The 15345-nt window shown below is 65.4% G+C and carries 12 protein-coding genes and 1 pseudogene; 8 read left to right on the plus strand and 5 right to left on the minus strand.

Annotated elements, in window-relative coordinates; translation table 11 throughout:
* Positions 1-13: 13 nt before the first annotated feature.
* Entirely contained in the window at positions 14-1024 is a 1011-nt protein-coding gene (locus tag ACSQ1X_RS05310; protein WP_436056924.1) for a nucleoside hydrolase, read from the plus strand.
* Between the two features lie 522 nt (positions 1025-1546).
* A complete protein-coding gene (locus ACSQ1X_RS05315) occupies positions 1547-2503 on the plus strand; it encodes a hypothetical protein (protein WP_436056925.1) in 957 nt (318 codons plus the stop codon).
* Positions 2504-2784: 281 nt separating this feature from the next.
* Here the strand turns inward: ACSQ1X_RS05315 and ACSQ1X_RS05320 are convergent, their stop codons facing one another.
* Together ACSQ1X_RS05320 and ACSQ1X_RS05325 are read right to left on the minus strand one after the other, a co-directional pair.
* Positions 2785-4035, minus strand: a complete 1251-nt coding sequence (locus tag ACSQ1X_RS05320) for a hypothetical protein (protein WP_436056926.1) — start codon at positions 4033-4035, stop codon at positions 2785-2787.
* A gap of 98 nt (positions 4036-4133) precedes the next feature.
* Positions 4134-4922: a GntR family transcriptional regulator gene (locus ACSQ1X_RS05325; protein WP_436056927.1), complete on the minus strand. Its 789-nt coding sequence runs from the start codon at positions 4920-4922 to the stop codon at positions 4134-4136.
* Between the two features lie 244 nt (positions 4923-5166).
* On the opposite strand from ACSQ1X_RS05325, the gene ACSQ1X_RS05330 reads away from it, so the two are divergent.
* Positions 5167-5292 (plus strand): hypothetical protein, encoded by a 126-nt coding sequence (locus ACSQ1X_RS05330; protein ID WP_436056928.1) that lies wholly within the window; start codon positions 5167-5169, stop codon positions 5290-5292.
* Positions 5289-5444 carry a hypothetical protein gene (locus ACSQ1X_RS05335; protein ID WP_181039024.1) on the plus strand — a complete coding sequence of 52 codons (156 nt, stop codon included), beginning with the start codon at positions 5289-5291 and terminating at the stop codon, positions 5442-5444. Before ACSQ1X_RS05330 ends, ACSQ1X_RS05335 begins: the two co-directional genes overlap by 4 nt.
* A gap of 92 nt (positions 5445-5536) precedes the next feature.
* Here the strand turns inward: ACSQ1X_RS05335 and ACSQ1X_RS05340 are convergent.
* Positions 5537-5732: pseudogene (locus tag ACSQ1X_RS05340) on the minus strand (alkaline phosphatase D family protein); the annotation flags it as partial.
* 254 nt (positions 5733-5986) lie between these two features.
* Here ACSQ1X_RS05340 and ACSQ1X_RS05345 point away from each other — a divergent pair.
* Positions 5987-8479, plus strand: coding sequence for an ATP-dependent Clp protease ATP-binding subunit (locus ACSQ1X_RS05345; RefSeq protein WP_436056929.1), 2493 nt, complete (start codon positions 5987-5989; stop codon positions 8477-8479).
* Here ACSQ1X_RS05345 and ACSQ1X_RS05350 read toward each other — a convergent pair.
* Both ACSQ1X_RS05350 and pdxA read right to left on the minus strand, forming a co-directional pair.
* Entirely contained in the window at positions 8476-9267 is a 792-nt protein-coding gene (locus ACSQ1X_RS05350; RefSeq protein ID WP_436056930.1) for a DeoR/GlpR family DNA-binding transcription regulator, read from the minus strand. The genes ACSQ1X_RS05345 and ACSQ1X_RS05350 overlap by 4 nt on opposite strands.
* A gap of 64 nt (positions 9268-9331) precedes the next feature.
* The gene (gene pdxA / locus ACSQ1X_RS05355) at positions 9332-11716 is read right to left on the minus strand and encodes a 4-hydroxythreonine-4-phosphate dehydrogenase PdxA (RefSeq protein ID WP_436056931.1); all 2385 of its coding nucleotides are present in this window, start codon (positions 11714-11716) and stop codon (positions 9332-9334) included.
* A gap of 120 nt (positions 11717-11836) precedes the next feature.
* On the opposite strand from pdxA, the gene ACSQ1X_RS05360 reads away from it, so the two are divergent.
* Genes ACSQ1X_RS05360 through ACSQ1X_RS05370 form a run of 3 tightly spaced genes read left to right on the plus strand, consistent with a single transcriptional unit; the run spans position 11837 to position 15345 of the window.
* Positions 11837-13477: an ABC transporter substrate-binding protein gene (locus ACSQ1X_RS05360; protein WP_436059267.1), complete on the plus strand. Its 1641-nt coding sequence runs from the start codon at positions 11837-11839 to the stop codon at positions 13475-13477.
* 3 nt (positions 13478-13480) lie between these two features.
* Entirely contained in the window at positions 13481-14416 is a 936-nt protein-coding gene (locus tag ACSQ1X_RS05365) for an ABC transporter permease (protein ID WP_436056932.1), read from the plus strand.
* Positions 14413-15345 (plus strand): ABC transporter permease, encoded by a 933-nt coding sequence (locus ACSQ1X_RS05370; RefSeq protein WP_436056933.1) that lies wholly within the window; start codon positions 14413-14415, stop codon positions 15343-15345. The genes ACSQ1X_RS05365 and ACSQ1X_RS05370 overlap by 4 nt, the downstream gene beginning before the upstream one ends.

Here is a 15345-nt window from a genome sequence, read left to right on the forward strand (position 1 = left end):
CGAGAACCTCAGCATGACCACGCCCATCAGCCACCCGTTCTACCTCGACTGCGACACCGGGATCGACGACGCCCTCGCCCTGGCCTACCTGCTCGCCGCGCCGCAGGCTGACGTGCGGGGGATCGGTACCGTGAGCGGCAACGTCAGTGCCGCCGTCGGCGCCCGGAACACCCTGGACCTGCTCCAGCTCGCCGGGCACGCCCACATCCCCGTCGCACTCGGAGCCCACGATCCCCAGGCCGGCACCTTCCACGGCGGCGCCCCGCACGTCCACGGCGCCAACGGGATCGGCGAAGTCTCGCTGGAGGCCGCCGACGCCGAGCTGGTGCCCGGAACCGCTGCCGAGATGCTGGTCCGACTGGCCCACGAACACCCCGGCCGGCTGCGGATCCTGGCCGTCGGACCGCTCACCAACATCGCCGAAGCGCTGCGCCTGGACCCCGAGCTGCCCCGGCTGGTGCAGGACATCACCATCATGGGCGGCGCCGCATTCGCTCCCGGGAACATCACCCCTGTGGCCGAGGCCAACATCGCCAACGACCCCGAAGCCGCGGCGGACGTGCTCGCCGCCGACTGGGACGTGACCCTGGTGCCGCTGGACGTCACCATGTCCAATGTGCTCGAGGAGAGCCACCGGCAGGAACTGCTCGCGGCGGGCCATCCGGTCCCGCAGGCGCTCGGCGACATGCTGGGCCATTACTTCCGCTTTTACGAGAGCCAGTTCGGCAGGGCCTGCTCGGCGATGCACGACCCGCTCGCCGCGGCCCTGGCGGTGGGCGGCGTCAGTGCGGCGGTGGCGCCGCTGGTGACGGTCGACGTCGACACCACAGACGGTCCCGGCCGCGGCCAGACCATCTGCGACCTCCGCGGACGGTACATGGACTACCCGGAGCAGCCCGGCGCCCGCTGCCGCGTGGTGCTGGAGCTCGACGGCGACTTCGCGCCGCACCTTGTGGAGGTGCTGCTTTCGTCGGGTCACGGCTCGACCGTCGGAGCTGCCGGGCAGGTGCCGGTCGTAGCCTAAGCCGCCTTCACCCGGAGTTTTGTACAGATAATCCACGCTGGCCATGCTTCAACGCGCGATATCTGTTCAAGAACTAAAAACCGACCGGGGGTTCAGGACTGGAGCGACTGCATCACCCACATGTGCTGGTGGGGTCCGCGATGAGGCACTTGGCCAGGTAGAAGGGCCGGTTCGCGTGCCTGACTTACTACCTGAGCACGAGGACCGGATCCGGGGCCCACAGATCCGGCCGGCCGGCCCCACCCGCCTCAAGCTCGGATATGTCGCAGAACAGGCGCCAAGGCCGTACTGTTCGTCCTTGTCGACCCGCTGACAACGAGCCAGCAGACGATCCGCGTGACCCGCATTAGAGAAAGGAGCCAGGAACGAAGACGGTGATTCGACCAAGACATGGATCCAACGGGGCCCGCCGACGGAGCTTTTTCAGAAATGAATTCCGTAATTGTTTCACGGAGAGGTAGTTCCTCAACGGTCTGGCCAAGCGCTAGGCTGTCAGCGAAGTTGTTGGAAGAGGAGAGCTCCGTGGGGTCAGAAGTACCAGAACACTTGCTGGGTACGCAGCAACATCGGAACGCACGGGACCTCAGCGATTATCTGGTTCACATGACCACGAGCCCCGCGGCGCTGGCAAGCATCATTACGGCGGGCCATATCGAAGCGAGAAAGCCCTTCGGTCTTGGCCGGGGCCTGAATACGGTCGCGAACAAACACAGGGCCGCATGCTTCACTGAGATGCCCCTGTCAGAACTCGATCGTCTCAGGCAACGCAACAAGTCTTGGGGTATCGCGTTCAAACGGGACTTTGTACTCAAGCAGGGCGGCCAGCGCGTTTGGTATCTCGACATCGACAAAGCGCCCTACCAGGCCCTCCACGGAATCAAAGAGGCAGCCTTCGAGAACCGCGACTGGGACAATCCCATCTGGAACATCACGCCTTTCGTGGATCAGTGGAATCCCGAGAAGAATTACACCTTCGACTGGGAACGCGAATGGCGAGTCGTTGGTGGACTGAGATTTGACCTTGAAGACGTCGTACTTCTTATAGGCCTTGACGGCGTTGAACCGCTCTTTCATGAGAAATTCAGTATTGGAGCGCCTTACTACGACGCACGCGACATGACTTACCAATGGGCCGCAGACACCATCCCAGAGGTCGGCGCAAATATGGACGCGATCCTCGAAGAGTTCCACGCCACCTTCCTAACGCCAGATAACGCTGGAATCCCCTACGACAATGAAGACGGCTACATGTGGGCAGGGTGCGCTACAGCCTATGAGACAGAGGACGCCTTGGAATACCTGTTGCCGGAGGGGACCCCTTGGGAGGTCCTCCAAGCACTGGCAGACCATCTCAACCCAATCAGCGTTCAATGGGCCGAACGCGAAGAAGTCGACTCGCGCGGCGACGACGACCTGGATTCAGACGAAGGTTCTGAGGAGGAAGATTCCACCTTCCAGCTACCGAACTGGAGCCTGTGACCGCACTCCCTTATGGCAAGAGGCGAGGACGAAAGTTGAACCACGTGCGGCATGACTTTTCTGCCATGGTCGCGTCATTGACATGGTGGTCATGCTCATTAGCAGGGTGAACTTGACGGCGACTCGATCAGGCAACCACTGATCGTCCAAGATCATGCCCTAGATTCGTCCGATAGATGCTCGAGTACTTCGCGCCAACCGCGCCTGTTGTTTCCGACTACTAATCGTTCCTCAGCTTGGCAAAGGACGTCGAAATGGCTAGGACGGTGGCTCTGGCGCGGCTATTTGGCAGGTTTGATCTTGTCCCTCGCCAGCGTTACGAGGGCGGAGATCGCAAGGGTTGTGAGAACTGGCTTACCCTTCTGCCATACCTGTGATCCACCCTCCGCGAACGTATTTTTCCATTGTCGCCACTCCCGGATGGCGGCGCGCCACCGAATTGGGTCCAGTGAATCCCAGTCGACCTCGACGCCTAGTGCATCAGAGAAACGCTTGACGAGGCCCCGTGTGTCGTCAATGGACCGGATGGCGGTGGGCACGCCCTTTATATGGATGATCTTGTTCTGGTTTGCCGTGGCGGCAGCCTCGTCCATGCGCTGCATAAGTACAGTGATGCCGTCGTACAGCTCGCTCTGATCATCCTGACGTGAGGAATAGAGCGAGAGCCGCTTGGCATCCACTTGATCGGGTGCGATAGCGGCGTAGTGGTCAAGCTCCAAGATCGCGATTTCATTAAGTGCCGTTGTGCAGCGGGTGACCGTCGACAGCCACATCTGCACTTCTTCCTTGGCCTGGGGCAGTCTTGCATTGAGCTCGCCGACACGGTTGTACTGCTTCAGATCATCTGCAATGCCGCCGAGTTTTAGGATCGCCTTCGCCCGTACCTGCCTGATTTCGAGCGACGTGCCAGAGAGCTTCGACCAGGTGAGGGCGTCGATCGCCCCCTCCATCTTCCGGGTAGTAAAGGCCGCTCGAAGCTCGCGCTCGATGCCCGCCAGGTCGCCCAAGATCTCGTCCCGCTGTCCGCGGAGGACCTGATCGAGCTTTTCGTCGAGTGTTTCCAGGAGTTGCCGCAACTGCGCCACCTCCTGCTGGCGTGCGGCTTGTGACAGCGCTCCGGCGAGTCCCGAGAGGACCGCGGGGTTCGCCGCCTGTGCGCGGACGGTCGTGTCGATCCTGAGCCACTCCTTGATGGAGCCGCGAGTGCCAGCCATTGCGTAAGCAACGCCGGGCACGCCACTGTCCGTAAGGCCGAACTCTTTGATAGCTTCCGCCGATTCCGGCGTGAGCTTCACCCAGAGACCCGAGTTAGCGACAGTCTCGGAGACTGTCTTGACGAGTTCTGCCGACGATCGGAGGGCGGGGCCTAGTTGTTGGAGGCTGATGTCACGGGCCCTCTCGAGCAGACCTTTGGTCCGTAAGAAACTCTCAACGGCGCGCCGGTCGTCGCCGACGACCAGCAAGTGCTCACCGTCGCTGATCAGTTCGACCTCTTCGGTTGCCTCGGATTCTTCTGCATCATCTACGCTCATAATATGCAGAGTACCGGGATAGGCCGACAAGTGCGCCTGCCTTCCGTGCTGGCTGGAGGCTGCGTGGTGGATCGGAACTAGCGGTGGGCTAGCCGGCGTCACGACTGCAAGGACTGCATCACTGACAGGTGCCCGGCGCGTGCCGCGATGAGGCATTTTGCCAGGTAGAAGGGCCGGTTCGCGTGCCTGACGTACTGCGTCAGCACCAGGACCGGATCCGGTGCCCGTAGGTCCAGCAGCTTGGCCCGGCTGGGCCCCACCTGGCTGAGGCTGATCTGGCATTCGCCGGGCCCGAGGACCCGGCCGAAGCGGCTGTTCAGGCCGGCAAGCAGGGTGCTGCCGCCGTCGTCGTCGATTTCCAGCGGCGAAGCGGCAGCGGAAATGCTGCCCAGGCTCACCGGCAGGGCCGAGATGTTTTCCTGCAGGTGGGCGATGGCCTCACCGTCGCGGATCAGGACCGACTCCCAGAACCAGCAGTCGGCGCCGGGCTCGACGCCCACGCCGGGGGCGACGAATTCCGAGGCGGGCTGCCGCTGCCGTTGTATGCGTTTGATCTCTATGTGCTGCCCGGGGCCGCCGAGGACTTCCTCGAAGGGCCGGATCCGCTCGATGCCGATGCGGGGGAGTGTGTCGGCGACAAACCGGCCGACGCCGCGGCGGGCCCGGATGAGGCCGTCCTCTTCGAGCAGCATCAGCGCTTCGCGGACCACGGTGCGGCTGACCTTCATGTCCGCGCCGAGCTCCGTTTCGGTGGGGAGCATCGAGCCGGGCGTCAGCAGGTTGTTGCGGATGGCCTCGGCGATCCGGGAGTACACGGCAACCCGGAGCGGCGAGCCGGGCTGGGCCTTCACCGACTGGGACAGGAACCTGGCGGCGTCCTCGTGCACGTTATTCCTCGCTTAGTGGTCTTCGGGAATTCCAGCGTACTGCAGGGTGTGACGCGTTTGTTGGACAAGCCCTACGGATCGATGTACAGGCGACGCCTCCACTGAGGAAAAGTGCCCGCTCAATGTCGTGTTCGGCCGGGCCAAGGCTGCCGCCGACAAGACCTTCGCCCATCTTGCCTGAAACTTTCGCGGATCTTGCCTGGACGGGATGACCATCAATTCATAACCGGAAGGAGTGAGCATCATGGTTAACGAAAAAGAATTGCTGGATTGGGTTTCCCCGCGCAAACAGCGGGAAATCGACAACCAAGCGGCATTTCTTCGCTATCTGCTGGAGCGCGAAGAGGCGCAAGTGGGTGGGACATCATGAACGATTACGTTCGCCGTCCTCGTGAACCATATGACGCGCATTTGGTCATCAAACGCGACCTCGCGAACATCATCGCCAAATACACCGACAGGGGCGACCATGAAATTGCCGCTGTCTACAAGGAAGCACTTGCCCGTTACAACCGCGGCTGAACCTGCAACCAGGGCAGGACGCCCCGGCAACTAGGGAAGCGGCTGGCGCTCGCCGACGGCAACTGCGTCGTCTAGCGTGACGTACGCCCGCCGTCGGAACCGACCATCGGTGAAGCCGGGTCCTTGTAGTCCACCTTGAGATCATTGGCCCAGTTCCGGTGCACGTCGCCCGTCGCGCTCGGCGAAGAACACCTGCTGGCCCAGGACGTCCCATCGCTGCGTGGAATACCGGAACCCGTCCAGGAGCCACTTCTCCTGCTCGGCGCCGGTGATGGTGGGGTCCACGGCCGCGACGATTCCCTGTGTCCTTATTCGGTGTCCAATGTGGCCGGCGATGGGACTTGCTGCGTTGCGTCCTGCAGGGGCTGCTATTGCGGCAGAAAATCGCTCGCCGTGAAGTGCCGGATAGACGGCGAAAGACTTGCCTCTTGCCTGGGAAAGTCACGGAACCTGGCTCGCTGTATCCTGTCTCCGGCGAACACCCCATGGGGGCCTGCGGCAACGTAGCATCAGAGTAAGCGGCAGCCAGGAGTGTGGCGAAAATGTTTGAGCGATTTACGGACCGAGCCCGACGCGCCGTGGTGCTTGCTCAAGAAGAGGCACGCACGCTGAACCACAATTACATCGGTACCGAACACATCCTCTTGGGTCTGATCCATGAGGGTGAAGGCGTTGCCGCCAAAGCTCTTGAGTCCCTCGGCATTTCGCTCGACGGCGTCCGCGAGCAGGTGCAGGAGATTCTCGGCCCGGGCCAGCCGTCGCCGGCCGGCCACATCCCCTTCACGCCGCGCGCGAAGAAGGTGCTGGAGCTCGCACTCCGTGAAGCCCTGCAACTGGGCCACAACTACATCGGCACGGAGCACATCCTGCTGGGGCTCATCCGCGAGGGTGAAGGCGTGGCCGCCCAGGTGCTCGTCAAGCTCGGAGCCGACCTCACCCGGGTCCGCCAGCAGGTCATCCAGCTGCTCTCGGGCTACCAGGGCAAGGAGACCACCGGTGCGGGCGAGGGCGGCCAGCCGGAGGGTACTCCTGCCGGTTCCGTGGTCCTGGACCAGTTCGGCCGCAACCTGACGCAGGCTGCGCGCGAGAACAAGCTGGACCCGGTCATCGGGCGCGAACAGGAAATGGAACGCGTTATGCAGGTCCTTTCCCGCCGCACCAAGAACAACCCCGTGCTGATCGGTGAACCGGGCGTCGGCAAGACCGCCGTCGTCGAAGGCCTCGCCCAGGCGATCGTCCGTGGCGATGTCCCGGAGACTCTCCGAGGCAAGCAGATCTATACCCTGGACCTGGGCTCCGTGGTGGCCGGCTCAAAGTACCGCGGTGACTTCGAAGAGCGGCTGAAGAAGGTCCTTAAGGAGATCCGCACCCGCGGGGACATTCTTTTGTTCATTGACGAGATCCACACCCTGGTGGGTGCCGGTGCCGCCGAGGGTGCGATCGATGCGGCCTCGATCCTGAAGCCGTTGCTGGCGCGAGGCGAGCTCCAGACCATTGGTGCCACCACCCTTGACGACTACCGCAGGCACATCGAGAAGGATGCCGCGCTGGAGCGCCGCTTCCAGCCGATCCAGGTCAAGGAGCCTTCGGTTGCGCACGCGATCGAGATCCTCAAGGGCCTGCGTGACCGCTACGAGGCGCACCACCGCGTGACCATCACCGACGGCGCGCTGGTAGCCGCGGCGAACCTCTCGGAGCGTTACATCTCGGACCGCTTCCTGCCGGACAAGGCGATCGACCTCATCGACGAAGCCGGTGCGCGCCTGCGCATCCGGCGGATGACAGCCCCGCCGGAGCTGAAGGCCATGGACGAGCGCATCGCCGAACTCAGGACGGCGAAGGAGTCCGCGATTGACGCCCAGGACTACGAGGACGCCGCTTCGCTGCGCAACCAGGAGCAGAAGCTCGTAGCGCAGCGTAGAGAGAAGGAACGCCGGTGGAAGGCGGGCGGCATGGACGACATCTCCGAGGTCAATGAGGAGCTGATCGCCGAGGTGCTGGCGAACGCCACCGGCATCCCGGTCTTCAAGCTGACCGAGGAGGAATCCTCGCGTCTGCTGAAGATGGAAGACGAGCTGCACCAGCGCGTCGTGGGCCAGAATGAGGCGATTAGGTCGGTTTCGCGGGCTATCCGCCGCACCCGTGCCGGCCTGAAGGACCCGAAGCGTCCCGGCGGCTCGTTCATCTTTGCCGGCCCCACCGGCGTCGGCAAGACCGAGCTCGCCAAGGCCCTCGCGGAGTTCCTGTTCGGCGAAGAAGACACGCTGATCACGCTGGACATGTCCGAATACTCCGAGCAACACACGGTGTCGCGTCTCTTCGGTGCCCCTCCGGGCTACGTCGGTTACGACGAGGGCGGGCAGCTGACCGAAAAAGTCCGGCGTCGACCGTTCTCCGTGGTCCTGTTCGACGAAGTGGAGAAGGCCCACCCGGACCTCTTCAACTCCCTCCTGCAGATCCTCGAAGACGGCCGACTGACCGATAGCCATGGCCGGGTGGTGGACTTCAAGAACACCGTGATCATCATGACCACCAACCTCGGCACGCGGGACATCTCCAAGAGCGTCGCGACCGGCTTCCAATCCGGCACGGACACGCAGACTGGCTACAACCGGATGCGCGCCCGCGTTACCGAAGAGCTCAAGCAGCACTTCCGCCCCGAGTTCCTGAACCGTGTTGACGACGTCATCGTCTTCCCCCAGTTGACCCAGGACGAGATCATCCAGATCGTGAACCTGATGATCGGCCGTCTGGAGAAGCGCCTGGCGGACAAGGACATGGGCATCGAGCTCACCAAGGCTGCCAAGGTGCTCCTGGCTACCCGCGGCTACGACCCGGCCATGGGTGCCCGGCCGCTGCGCCGCACCATCCAGCGCGAAATCGAGGACCAACTGTCCGAGAAGATCCTCTTCGGCGAAATCCACCCGGGCGACATCGTGGTGGTGGACGTGGACGGCGAAGGCGACGATGCCAAGTTCACCTTCGCCGGAAATACCAAACCTCGGATCCCCGACGCACTGCCCGCCGCGAGCTAAGGCTCAACCACCGGTCCGCCGGGAACCGCGGCCACCTCCACCTGAACTCCAACGTCCCGGAACTTCTGCACCTGCGCCGGATCCGCGCCGTCGTCCGTTACCAGCGTCCAGGGCAGCGCGAGCCGAGCCCACGCATGAAAAGGCCGCAGGCCCAGCTTGGACGAGTCCGCCAGCACGTACACATCCCGGCCGCGCCGGGCCATGAGCTCCTTGAGCCGGGTCTGGGCGTGGTCGGCTTCGCAGATGCCGTCCTCGGCGGTGACGGCGTCGGCGCCCAGGAACACCCGGTCGAAGCTCATCCGCTCCAGCGCCGCCTCGGCCAGGGGCCCGACGAAGCTCTGGCTTAGGCTCCTTAGCCGGCCGCCGAGGCAGTCCACCTCGATGCCCTCGGAATCGGCCAGCTCCTGCATGGTGTTGATGCCCGGCGTCGTCACGGAAAGCTTTTCGAACCCCCGCAGCTCGTGGGCCAGGGCACCCACGGTGGAGCCGGCGTCGAGCAGGATGTTCTCCCCGGGCCGGATCACGGACGCCGCCCAACGGGCGATCGCATGCTTCTGCTCAAACGCCTCGCCCGTGCGCTGCCGCAGCGACGCCTCCGGATGCGCACCCAGCGCCATGGCCCCGCCGTAGGTGCGGGCCAGCCGGCCCTGCCCGTTCAGCAGCGCCAGGTCCCGGCGGATGGTGGAGGCCGTCACCTCGAACCGGGCGGACAGTTCCTCCACGGACGCCAGGCCGGTGGTCACGGCAAGGTGGTAGATCTCCTCGCGCCTGGCATTTGCGCTCAGCATTCCCGGTCTCCTTTGCGTGGGCGTGCTTACCATGCTAGTTCCGGCCCCCAACAAAACAGTGCTGCTACACGGCCACGGCAGGCCGCGTGGCCATCTCCGCCGCCTGGTGCAGCGCCTCCACCATGCTGCGCGGATCCGCGATCGCCTTGCCGGCAATGTCAAAGGCGGTGCCGTGGTCCACGGACGTCCGGATCACCGGCAGGCCCACCGTGATGTTCACGCCGGCCTCGATGCCCAGCACCTTCACCGGCCCGTGCCCCTGGTCGTGGTACATGGCCACCACCAGGTCGTAATCGCCGCGGCCGGCCAGGAAGAACAGCGTGTCGGCGGGCAGCGGGCCTGTGACGTCGATCCCGGCAGCCTGCGCCGCCTTCACACCGGGTTCGATCTTCTCCGCTTCCTCGCCCTGGCCGAACAGACCGTTCTCGCCGGCGTGCGGGTTGATGGCGCAGACGCCGATCTTCGGGTTCGGGATGCCCGCCCGGACCAGGGCCTCGTGGCCGCGGCGGATGGTGCGCTCCACCAGGTCCGGGTTGATCTTGCGGATGGCGTCCATCAGCCCGATGTGCGTGGTCACGTGGATCACCCGGATCTTGGGCGTGGAGAGCATCATGGACACTTCTTCCGTGCCCGTCAGCTGCGCCAGCAGTTCGGTGTGCCCGGGGAAGATGTGGCCGGCGGCGTGCAGGGCCTCCTTGTTCAGCGGTGCCGTGCAGATGGCCTGCACCCGCCCGGCCATCGCCAGCTCGCTGGCCACCCGGATGTACTCGTACGCGGCATGGCCGGCCACGGGGGAGAGCTTCCCCCACGCCAGGTCCTCCGGCAGCAGCGCCAGGTCGATCACGTTCACCCGGCCCGGCGTGAACACCGCGTCCTCCACGTTCTCGATCGTCACGATGTCCGCCTCGATACCCAGGACCTCAGCGGCCTGGCGCAGCCGCAGCGCGTCGCCGATCACAACGGGCCGGCACTCGGCGTTGCTCTGCGGATCCAGCACGGCGGCCACCACCACCTCCGGCCCCACCCCGGCGCCATCGCCCATGGTGACGGCCACGTAGGGGAGGGCGTTCTGCTCGGTCTTGCTTGTTGCTTCGGTGGTCATGTCTGCTCCAGATCGTTCGGAAGTCTTGCTGGGAAGGGTGGTGGCGGGAGCCTGCGCGGACGTGCCGCGGCGCTCCCGGATTTCGTCGTAAAGCTGTAAGAGGGCCAGGTCATCGCCGAAGCTGCCGGGCTTGGTGCCCACCAGCGTTCCGTCCCCGGCGCGGCTGAGCACCGCCCCGTGCTGCACGGCCGCGAGCGGCACCAGGGTGTGGAGTCCGACGGCGTCCAGGACTTCCCGGGCCGTCTCGCCGCCGGTGAGGATCAGGTCTGCTTTTGCGTCCTTTGCTGCCTCGGCGGCGAAGGCGGACAGCGCCCGGACGATGCCGGCCGCTTTCGCCGGGTCCACTTTTCCGGCGGCCAGCGTGATGGCCACGTTGCTGCCCGCCTTGAGTAGCTGCCGGGTTTCCTCGAGCTGCGGCTCATACGCCCCGGTGGCGCCCGCGTACAGCGGGTGCAGCCGGACCACCGTAAAGCCCTGCGCTTCCAGCTGCGCCAGCTGTGACTGCGCGGTTCCGGACGCGGAGCCGACGACGGCGAGCACCGGCCTCTTGTTTGGGTGAGGTTCCGCGGCGGCTACTTCAGCCAGAACCCCGCTTTGCGCATTCCGCGCAAGTTTCGCAGCCAGCCGCTGCGCGAGTGCGTCGGCGGTTCCGCCCGTACCCACGAGCACCACACGCCGGCCGCCGGCACTGAAGCCGAGCTCCAGCAGGGCGTCCACCACGTGTTCCAGGTCCTGGACGGTCTCGCCGTCAGCCACTAGCAGCGCGGGCCGCCCGGATTCCAGCAGCCCGGCCAGCTTCGCGGGAAGCGAGCCGGACCGCACCGCGGCCAGGTCCAAAGTGTGCACCGAGGCCGGGTCCTCCGGGCGGAGCAAGGAAGGAATGTCAGCGGGCGGTGCGGCCAGTTCGGCCTGCCACAGCTCCGTCTGCGCCAGGGGAGTCCCGGCGATCAACGGCTTGCCGTCACGCACAGAACGCTGCAGCTGGGGGAGTGCTCCCGCAACAACTGCGTGGTGGCCCAGGCCCGTCAGTGCGGCAATTTCGGCGCGGACGTTGCCGCGCCACAGCGAGTCGATCTTCTTGAAAAAAACCTGGGCTCCCGCAGCGGAAGGACCGGAGAAAGCCTCCGTCACCAGCGCTCCGGCAGCGGCGTCAGAAAGTCCGCGCGAATGCGTATCGGTGACCACCACGTCGGTGGCTTGCCCCGGGAAGGAGGCGCCGCCGTCGTGCGTTCCCTCAGTGTTGCCCGTGCCGAGCAGCACCTGCGCGGACAGCCCGTGCTGCACAAAGCAGTAGCCAACCTCGGCGGCGCCGGAGAAATCGTCGGCCTGCACAAATACCGAAGCCACATTGCTCCTCTCCACGCACTAGTCGATTGGACCCCGCCAGGTGCGGGATGCATTCATTCTGACACGGTTGCGCGAATCGCGCTAGCAGGGTTGCGCAAATTGCGCAGGAGTGGCAAAGTGATGGAGACAACATTCGGCGCAGCCAACCGGCAGGCCGCCGTCCCCGTACAAACCGAGAGGTCAACGATGACCGTTCTTCCTCAAGGAAGTGAGATTTCCCGCCGCAGGCTGCTGCAGTTCGGCGCCGCGGCAGGGTTTCTGCTGGGCACAGGAAGCCTCGCCGGCTGCGCCGGCCCCACCGGACTGCCGGGCCCCAGCACCCTGACCCTGGCCCTCAACCGGTCCCTGGTCAGCCTGGACAACAAGCTCAACCAGTTCGACGCCGCCGTCACCGTGCAGCGCTCCGTCCGCCAGGGCCTCACCGCCATCGGCCCCGAAACCAAGCCCGTCCTGGTCCTCGCGGACCGCTTCGAGATGACCGGCCCCACCGAATGGACCGTCCGGCTCCGCGAAGGCATCCGCTACTCGGACGGCAGCCCCGTCAGGATCGAGGACGTGGCCACCGCGCTGAAGATGTACCAGCAGGTGCAGGGCTCCTTCGTGGCCGGCTTCTTCCCCGAATTCCCCGCGGTGGTGCCGGTGGATGACCGCACCTTCAAGATGGTGTCCAAGAAGCCCGTCCCCATCCTGGACTCGCTCATGAGCATGATCCTGATTACCCCCGCCGCGCAGAACAAGCCGGAGGAACTGCAGGACGGCCTGGGCACGGGCCCGTACGTGGTCACCAAGTTCAACCGCGGTGCCGGCACCTACAGCCTGGCCCGCAACCAGAACTACTGGGGCCCGGCGCCGCAGGTGGACAACGTGGAAGTCCGGTTCCTCCCCGAGGAATCCAGCCGCGTCATCGCGCTGCGCAGCGGCGAGGTGGACATCATCGACTCCATCACCCCCGACTCGCGCGAACAGCTCGCCGGACTTCCCGGCGTCGAACTCAAGGAAGCCTCCAGCCTCCGGCTGAACCAGATCTTCTACAACTTCCGCAAGCCCGCCGGCCACCCGTTGGCCGACGTCCGTGTCCGTGAGGCCCTCAGCTGGGCCATCGACGGCGAGGCGCTGGTGAAGGACGTGCTGGTGGACTCCGTCAGCGCGGCCGAAGGCGTCACCCCGGCCAGCCTCACCGGCTACCACAAGACCGGCACCTACACCTACGATCCCGCGAAGGCCAAAGCAAGGCTCGCGGAGCTCGGCGTCAAGGACCTCACCCTCAAGATCATCTGGGAAACCGGCGAATTCGCCTCCGACACCTCGGTGATGGAGGCACTGGTGGAGATGTTCGGCGCCATCGGCGTGAAAACCGAACTCCAGCAGTTCGAACCCGGCGGCAACATCCTGGCCTGGCGCCAGGGCAAGCAGGGCGACTGGGACCTGCTGGGCAACGGCTTCAGCAGCCCCACCGGCCTGGCCATCACCATGATGCAGGGCATGTACGCCGGCACCCCGGAAAAGGAAAAGACCCGCGACACCTACCAGGGTTACGTGATCCCCGAGGTGCAGGCCAAGATCCAGGCCGCCTCCTCCGAGGTGGACCCGGCCCGCCGGCAGGAACTGATGGCCGTGGCACAGCAGGCCATCTGGGACACCTGGCCCTGCGCCTGGGCGTTCGTGCCCAAATCCGTCCTGGCCCACCGGGACCGGGTGTCCGGGATCAACCTGGCACCCACCAACTCCTACCCGCTCGTTGATGCACGGCTGGAGGCCTAAGCCATGACGAACTACATCCTGAAGCGCCTGGGACAGGGCCTGCTGACCGTGTTCCTTACGGTGTCCACCGTCTTTGTCCTCATCCGCATGGCCCCGGGCGATCCCGCCGTCTCCTACGCCGGACCGCTGGCCACCACCGAACAGCTCGACGCCGTCCGGGAACAGTTCGGCCTGAACAAGCCGGTGCTGGAGCAGTACTGGATCTTCCTGCAGCAGCTGTTCACCGGCAACCTGGGCCAGTCCTACTCCTTCCAGGCCCCCGCCCTGCAGGTGGTGGCCGAGCGGATGCCCTACACGCTGACCCTCGCCACCGCCTCCATCCTGCTCACCGCCGTCGTCGCCATCCCGCTGGGCGTGTGGATGTCCCGCCGCCCGGACACCGGCAAGGAACTCGGCATGAACGTGCTGACCATCGCCGGGCAGTCCATGCCCGACTTCTGGACCGGCATCATGCTCCTGACCGGCTTCGCCGTTTTGATTCCGATCTTCCCGGCGTCCGGCTTCGCCACCTGGGGCGGCCTGGTGCTCCCCACCATCACCATCGCCATCCTGCAGATCGCGCTGATCTCCCGGATGGTCCGGCGGGAAATGACCGCCAACTTCGCCGCCCCGTACCTCACGGTGGCCCGTTCCCGCGGCGTCAAGAACTCCGTGCTGACGTGGCGCTACGCCATGGGCAACTCCGCCATCCCGGTGTTCACCGCCCTGGGCACCCGGTTCGCCGCCATGCTCAACGGCGTGGTGGTGGTGGAAGTGGTGTTCGCCTGGCCCGGCGTCGGCTCCTTGATTGTCCGGGCACTGGAAACCCGCGACTACCCCCTCATCCAGGCAACGGTGCTCCTCACCGCGCTGCTGGCCGTGGGCGTCCAGCTGCTCATCGACCTCGCCTACCCGCTTCTTGATCCCCGCGTTCGTCTTGGAAAGGCGGCAACAGCATGAGCCTCAGCGACACCGCAACCGCCGGAATCCCGGCCGGGCAGCCGGCCCGGCAGCCCAGCCCGAGCGCCGTCACCAAGGCGGACATCGCCAAGGCAGGCGCCACCCGCCGTCGTAATGCCGCCAAATGGAAGCTCATCGTGGGCACCGTCTGCACCCTGCTGGTGATCATCCCGATAATCCTGGCCCAGGTGCTGCCGCTGCCGGACGCCAACTTCCAGGACCTCTCCGCCCGGCGCCTGCCGCCGTTCACGGACGGGCACCTGTTCGGCACCGACCAGCTGGGCCGCGACCTGCTTTCCCGGGTGCTGCACGGCGGCCAGGTCTCGCTGACCATCGGCGTGCTGGCCGTGCTGGTCTCCGGCGCCATCGGCATCATCCTCGGCGCGGCCGCCGGCTACTTCGGCGGCTGGGTGGACACCATCGTCTCCCGCCTCCTCGAAGCCCAGATGTCCCTGCCGCTGCTCATGATGCTGCTGCTGGTGGTGGCCCTGTTCGGCCCCTCCATCCCGGTGATCACCTTCGTGATCGCCATCGCCCAATGGCCCGAAGTGGCCCGCCTCACCCGCTCCATGGTGCTGGTGGAACGCGAAAAGCCGTACGTTTCCGCCGCCCGGATCCTGGGCCTGCACCGGATCCAGATCCTGGTCCAGCACATCATCCCCAACGTCATCAAGCAGGCCACCCTGGTGGTGCTCCTCCTGCTGGCCCAGGCTGTGCTGCTCGAATCCGCGCTCAGCTTCCTGGGTGCCGGCCCGCAGCGCCCCTTCGCCACCTGGGGCCGCATCATCTCCGACGGCCAGGACTACATCACCACCTCCTGGTGGATGGTCACCCTGCCCGGCCTGGTGATCGTGCTCATGGTGGTGGGCGTGAACCTGCTGGGCGACGGCCTCCGCGACCGTCCCCGCCGCAAGAAGAAGGGTGCCTGA

It is taken from the genome of Arthrobacter sp. LjRoot78, from assembly GCF_964254335.1.
Classification (GTDB): Bacteria; Actinomycetota; Actinomycetes; order Actinomycetales; family Micrococcaceae; genus Arthrobacter.